Raw genomic sequence first — 6,828 nt, 5'->3', positions numbered from 1 at the left:
GATCCTGATAACGCCAAGATGAAGGTCTGATCCGCGTGGCTGAATTACCCAAAAAGGCAAAAGTCGTCATCATCGGTGGCGGTGTCATCGGCTGTTCGATTGCATATCACCTGACCAAGATCGGTTGGGACGACGTGGTCTTGCTGGAACGCAAGCAATTGACCAGCGGCACGACATGGCATGCCGCGGGGTTGGTTGGGCAATTGCGGCCCAGCATCAACATGACCAAGCTCGCAAAATATACCGGCGAGCTCTATCGCGGGCTTGAGGCAGAAACGGGCCAGGCAACGGGCTATCGCCAGTGCGGTTCGATATCGATGGCCACCAATGCCGAACGCTTTGAGGAGCTGAAGCGCAGCGCATCCATGGCCAAGGTATTTGACCTGCCCGTGCATGTCGTAACACCACAAGAAATCAAAGAACTGGCCCATATCGTCAATGTCGATGATGTCGTCGGCGGGATTCATATCCCAAGCGACGGCTATGCAAATGCAGTCGATATCACGCAGGCCTTGGCCAAGGGTGCCCGCACCGGTGGCGCCAAAATCTTTGAAAACACCAAAGTCACCAGAATTCGTCACAATGGTGATCGCATCACGGGCGTGGATACGGACGATGGTTCGATTGACGCCGATTATGTCGTTATCTGCGGTGGCATGTGGACACGTGATTTGGCCGCCAGCGTTGGCGTTGCTGCGCCATTGCACGCATGTGAGCATTATTATGTTCTATTCGAAGGCGTCGAAGGCATCGACAATACACTGCCGGTTCTGCGTGATTATGATTATTGTGGTTATTATAAATATGACGCGGGCAAGCTGCTTGTCGGCGCATTTGAGCCCAATGCGCGGCCGTGGGGTATGGACGGCATATCCGAAGATTTCTGTTTCGATGAAATTGCAGGAAGCTTTGAACATTTCGAACCATTGCTGATTGATGCAATGCGCCGTGTGCCTGCGTTGGAAAAAGCGGGCATTCAAAAATTCTTCTGCGGTCCCGAAAGTTTCACCCCGGACGTGCGATACCATCTGGGTGAAAGCGCCGAATTGAAAGGCTGCTTTGTCGCGGCTGGCCTCAATTCCATCGGCCTGCAATCCGCGGGCGGCGTGGGTAAGGTCATGGCGGACTGGATCCGCGATGGTATTCCGCCTGCAGACCTGTGGACCGTCGATATCCGCCGCAACATGCCGTTCCAGATTAACCGCAAATATCTGCGCGAACGCGTTACCGAAAGCCTCGGCTTATTGTACGCGACGCATTATCCGTTCAAGCAATATGAAACCGCACGCGGGGTGCGCAAATCGGCATTGCACGACCGGCTCGTCGCGCAAGGTGCGTGTTTTGGCGAAGCTTTTGGTTGGGAACGCGCCAACTGGTATGGTGAACCCGGCAGCACGCCCGCATATGCATATAGCTATGGCCGCCAGAACTGGTTTGAAGCCAATGCGGCGGAATGCAAGGCTGTGCGCGAAGCGGTTGGCCTGTTCGACCAATCAAGTTTCGCCAAATTCCGTCTTGAAGGCCGCGACGCCATGGCCGTGCTCAACCGCGTCTGCGCGAACGACGTCGATGTTGCCCCGGGCAAGCTGGTCTATACCCAATGGCTCAATGAAAAGGGCGGGATTGAGGCTGACCTGACCGTCACACGCCTTTCGGAAACCGCATATCTGATCGTCACCGGCGCTGAAACCGAGGTGAAGGATTTCAACTGGTTGAAACGCCATACGCCCGAAGATGCACATGCGGTGCTGACCAATGTGTCGTCGGGCATGGGCGTGATTTCGATCATGGGGCCCAACAGCCGCGCTTTGCTGCAATCGATTAGCCCCAATGACCTGTCGCATGAGGCGTTCCCCTTTGCGACCTCGCAAGAGATTGAGCTGGGCTATGCCATCGTGCGCGCATCACGCATCACCTATGTCGGTGAGCTGGGGTGGGAGCTGTATATTCCCACCGAGTTCATGGCGGGCGTATATGATGCGATCGTCGCGGCTGGCGCGGCGTTTGGATTGAAACATTGCGGCTATCATGCGCTGAACGCGCTTCGCATGGAAAAGGCCTATCGCCACTGGGGCCATGACATCACGGATGAGGATACACCGTTGGAAGCTGGCCTTGGCTTTGCTGTGAAGATGGACAAGGCGGGTGGCTTCATCGGGCGTGAGGCTTTGGCCGCGCAGAAGGAAGCCGGCCTTAAGCAGCGCCTTGTGCAGTTCTTGGTCAAATCACCCGAACCAATGCTGTATCACAATGAACCGATTTGGCAGGGCGACCGGATTGCCGGCTATATTCGTTCCGGAATGTATGCCCATACGCTGGGCGGCGCGTGCGGGCTTGGCTATGTCGATGCCGCCGACGGCGGTGTCGTCGGGCCAATTGGCGCTGATGATTATGAAATCGAGATTGCCGGTGTCCGCTATCCCGTCACCGCGTCGCTCAAACCTTTTTATGACCCCACAAATGCACGGATCAAAATCTAATGTCGCACACTGAACTTATGGGCCGCCTCGCTGCGAACACGCAGGTTGGATACAGCTTTGATCAGGAATTTTACACCAGCGATGCGGTGTTCAAAGCGGACTTTGATGAAATCATCAGCCAGAAATGGCTGCTGGCCGGCCATGTGTCACGCATCCCGGAAAAAGGTGATTATTTCCTGTACCGGGTCGGTAATGAACAGATTATCGTTATTCGTGAAAACAGCGAAAGTGTCCGCGCATTCTTCAACGTCTGCCGCCACCGGGGTTCGACGATTTGTCAGTCGGAAAGCGGTAATGCGCCGCGCCTGGTCTGCCCCTATCATGCATGGACATTTGGGCTTGATGGCCGCTTGATCTCCGCGCGGTTAATGCCGGAGGATTTCGACAAAGCCGAAAACAGTCTGTTCGCGTGCCATATCCGCGTTTTTCATGGCCTGATTTTTATCAACATGAGCGAGGGCGAACCGGACGATTTTGATGCGACCTTTGGCGACATGGGCGCAATTCTCGACTATCACGGTTTTGCTGATGCCCGGATCGCGCACGCCGGCAGCTACCCCACGACCGCCAATTGGAAGCTGGTCATCGAGAATTTCTTTGAATGCTACCATTGCGTGCCTTCGCATCCGGAATTCTGCTCGATGCATGCATCAGAGTCGATCGTTGCCGTTGGCGCAGGGCCAAGTTCGGGGCCTGCTGACGCTATTGCAAGTTTCACGCCCAAGTTGCAGGCTTGGGAAGCGAGCGCAGCAGCGGCAGGTCGGCCAATCGGTAATATCGACGACGCCCCCGAAAGCAGCCATCTGCGTCTGTTGATGCAACGGATGAACAAGGATGGCTGGTCATCGGAAACGCAAGACGGTTCAGCGCCTGCGCCATTGATGGGCAAACGGACAAAGGCAGATGGCGGCCGGATGCACCTGAGCTTCAGCCCGTTCAGCCAAATTGTTGCCGACGACCATTTCGCCATCCTGTTCCAGTTCACGCCGCGCGGCGCGCTGGAAACCGATGTGGAAATGATCTGGCTTGTCGATGGCCGTGCGACGGAGGACCAGGTTGACATTGAAAAGATGATCTGGGGCTATCACGCGACAACCACGCAGGACAAAGTCATCACTGAAAATAATCAGGCCGGCATTATGTCGAGCCGTTACCGCCCGGGGCGCTATTCCGACCAAGAAGGCAGCGTTCTTAAGTTCCAGAAATGGTATTTGAACCAGTTCGGGCTGGCGCGGGCCGAGTGACCATCGCCGCCAACATGCGGGCAGTTTTGCTGACCGGCCATGGTGGTTATGAAAAGCTGGAATTGCGTGATGATGTGCCAGTACCGAAGCCGGGTGTTGATGATGTCCTGGTCCGTGTTGGCGCGGCGGGCGTCAATAATACGGATATCAACACGCGCATTGGCTGGTATTCCAAATCGGTCGCAGAGGCGACGGAGACGGGCGCTGCAGAAGGACTTGAAGGCGCTGGCGATGATGGCTGGTCCGGTGCCGCGTTTCAATTTCCGCGCATTCAGGGTGCCGATGCGTGCGGAAGGATTGTCGCAGTCGGCGATAATGTCGATCCCGCCCGTATCGGAGAACGGGTCTTGGTCGAACCCGTCTTTTGCGGCGCGAGCCGTTACGACATTCTCTATTTCGGATCAGAAGTCGATGGCGGCTTTGCGGACTATGCCTGCGTTCCTTCGGTTCATGCGCACCGCGTTGAATCTGCGTTATCTGACATCGAACTGGCTAGCTTTCCCTGCGCTTATGGAACTGCGGAAAACATCCTGACCCGTATCAATCTGCAGGCTGGTGAGCGCGTACTCATCACGGGGGCATCAGGTGGCGTTGGCTCCGCGGCAGTCCAGCTTGCGAAGCGGCGCGGCGCAGAGGTCATCGCCATGGCGGCGGATGCAAAAGCCGATAGCGTCCGCGCGCTCGGCGCGTCCCAAGTCATACCGCGTGACGCCAATCTGCTATCATTGTTCGGGCAAGAATGTTTTGACGCCGCTGTCGATATTGTCGGCGGTGCGCAGTTCGGCGAGATCCTGAACGTGCTTAAGCGCGGCGGCCGCTATGGCGTATCGGGTGCGATTTCGGGGCCTGTTGTCGATCTTGATCTTCGGACGCTCTATCTCAAGGATTTGCGCCTGATCGGTTGCACGGTTTTAGAGCCGGAGGTTTTTGCAAACCTCGTCTCCTATATTGAACGCGGCGAAATCCGGCCCTTGGTCGCAGCCACTTACGACTTATTCGACATCGTCAAAGCGCAAGAAGCGTTTTTGACGAAGCAGCATGTCGGAAAGATTGTGCTGTCGCTTTAGTCGACGGTTTCAATGAGCTCGCCGATACGTCCAACGATTTCGTCGATATGCGTTTTTTCCAGAATGAGCGGTGGCGACAATGCGATGATATCGCCGGTCGCGCGGACCAATACACCATTGTCGAAGCATTTGTGGAACAACTGCATGCCCCGCTTGCCAACGCCGCCTGCATGTGGCGCAAGCTCTATGGCAGCAACAATGCCCATATTGCGGATATCGATAATGTGCCGTTTGCCCTTCAGGCTGTGCACCGCATCCTGCCAATAACCGTGCAGCGAGCTCGCATGCTCAAAAATCCCCTCCGACTTGTATAGGTCAAGTGTCGCAAGGGCTGCTGCCGCTGCCAAGGGGTGGCCGGAATAAGTGTAGCCGTGGAACAATTCGATGCCATCAGGGCCGCCCTCTACCACACCGTCATGGATGTGGCGGCTGACCGCAACCGCGCCCATAGGCACAGCGGCGTTGGTAAGGCCCTTTGCCATCGTGATGATGTCTGGCGTCACGCCGAGCGTTTCGGATGCCGTTGTGCCGCCGACACGGCCAAAGGCGGTGATGACTTCGTCAAAGATCAGCACAATGCCGTGCTTGCGTGTGATCTCGCGCAGTTTTTCGAGATAACCAATCGGGGGTACCAGAACACCGGTTGACCCGGCCATGGGTTCAACAATGACGGCGGCAATGGTTTCGGCACCATGCAGCGCGACGATAGCTTCCAGATTGTCGGCCAGATGCGCGCCCCATTCTGGGCGACCCATGGTGAAGGCGTTATGTTCCAGATTATGGGTGTGCGGCAGATGATCGACGCCCGTTAACAAGGTGCCAAATTGCCGCCGGTTGTTGACGATGCCGCCGACTGAGATACCGCCAAAGCCAACACCATTATAACCACGCTCACGTCCAATCAGGCGCGTGCGCGTGCCTTGTCCGATGGCGCGTTGATAGGCGAGCGCAATCTTCAATGCAGTGTCGACCGATTCGGATCCCGAATTGGTAAAGAAAATGCGGTCCAGCCCCTCAGGCATGATCGTCGCCAATCGCGACGCCAGTTCAAACGCAAGCGGGTGCCCCAATTGGAATGGCGGGGCATAGTCCAGCTCGGCCGCGCATTTCTGGATCGCCTCGACAATCGGTGCGCGGCAGTGGCCTGCGTTTACCGCCCATAGGCCCGCGGTACCGTCAAGGATCTGACGTCCGTCGTCGCTGGTATAATGCATGTCCTTTGCCGACGCCAGCTGACGCGGCGTGGTTTTGAACGCCCGGTTCGCAGTGAACGGCATCCAAAATGCCGCTAGGGGGTCGTTTTCCAGTTTCATCCATTCGCTCCAGCAACCAGTTTCATATGCTTATGCGATAAGCAGGCCATTATCCGTGATTGAAAAGATTGTTGCGTCCGGAAAATTTTGGTGGGCATTAACTTTTCCACTGCTTTGCTTGCACGCGGCATTTGACCCAATATCCAGCCAGAAAGAGCGCTGCCACGAGAACGCTGGTCCAAAGTTCAATGGAGTGCGATGTCGAAACGCCCATCAGCACCAGAACGCCGACCATCCCTGCAATGGCCGTCCATGTGCCATAAGGATGGAACCACATTTTGAGCTTCAGCTTGTCAGGCGCAGTCGCTTCGAAATCGGCGCGGAGCCGTAATTGCGCCCAAGCAATCAGCAGATAGATAAACAGCATGATCGCACCCGAAGCATTCACCAGAAAATTGAACACCCTGTCCGGCGACAGCACCGATGCGGCAAGTGCGACATAGCTGAAGAGGCTCGCGATCAGGATCGCACGGGCAGGCACTTTTGCTTTGCTCAATTGCACACAAGATTGCGGCGCATCACCATTTTTGGCGAGACCGAACATGGCGCGTGAGGTGATATAGATGCCCGAGTTCAGGCACGACAACACGGCCACAAGCACGATGCTATTCATAATCAGATCGGCGGCGGGATAACCCATGACGCGCAAAGCTTGGGCAAATGGCGATGCGCCAACTTCGATTTCGTTCCATGGCACGATGGAGACGATCATGAGGATCGACAA

5 protein-coding genes are annotated in these 6,828 nt (G+C 56.1%); 3 read left to right on the top strand and 2 right to left on the bottom strand.

All coding sequences use genetic code 11. The features are described from left to right. Window positions 1-35: 35 nt before the first annotated feature. From ACILQA_RS08835 to ACILQA_RS08825, 3 genes are read left to right on the top strand one after another with little or no spacing between them, the layout of a single operon-like run. Entirely contained in the window at window positions 36-2,480 is a 2,445-nt protein-coding gene (locus ACILQA_RS08835) for an FAD-dependent oxidoreductase (RefSeq protein ID WP_395629370.1), read from the top strand. Continuing rightward, complete coding sequence (locus ACILQA_RS08830; protein ID WP_395629369.1) at window positions 2,480-3,724, top strand: aromatic ring-hydroxylating dioxygenase subunit alpha; 1,245 nt, start codon at window positions 2,480-2,482, stop codon at window positions 3,722-3,724. The genes ACILQA_RS08835 and ACILQA_RS08830 overlap by 1 nt, the downstream gene beginning before the upstream one ends. Next, window positions 3,721-4,791, top strand: coding sequence for an alcohol dehydrogenase family protein (locus ACILQA_RS08825; protein WP_395629368.1), 1,071 nt, complete (start codon window positions 3,721-3,723; stop codon window positions 4,789-4,791). The genes ACILQA_RS08830 and ACILQA_RS08825 overlap by 4 nt, the downstream gene beginning before the upstream one ends. On the opposite strand, the gene ACILQA_RS08820 is transcribed toward ACILQA_RS08825, so the two are convergent. After that, a complete protein-coding gene (locus tag ACILQA_RS08820) occupies window positions 4,788-6,104 on the bottom strand; it encodes an aspartate aminotransferase family protein (protein WP_395629367.1) in 1,317 nt (438 codons plus the stop codon). The genes ACILQA_RS08825 and ACILQA_RS08820 overlap by 4 nt on opposite strands. 97 nt (window positions 6,105-6,201) lie before the next feature. Further along, window positions 6,202-6,828, bottom strand: a 627-nt coding sequence (locus ACILQA_RS08815; RefSeq protein WP_395629366.1) for an amino acid permease, incomplete at its 5' end; no start/stop codon positions are given.

It is taken from the genome of Sphingorhabdus sp., from assembly GCF_044239005.1.
GTDB lineage: Bacteria > Pseudomonadota > Alphaproteobacteria > Sphingomonadales > Sphingomonadaceae > Sphingorhabdus_B.
Note: the sequence above shows the minus strand (reverse complement) of the source record. Positions and strands in the feature narration are given on the sequence as shown.

Coding starts and splice junctions, on each gene's coding strand:
- ACILQA_RS08830 (WP_395629369.1), top strand. CDS start 2,480: ATGTCGCACACTGAACTTATGGGCCGCCTCGCTGCGAACACGCAGGTT.
- ACILQA_RS08820 (WP_395629367.1), bottom strand. CDS start 6,104: ATGAAACTGGAAAACGACCCCCTAGCGGCATTTTGGATGCCGTTCACT.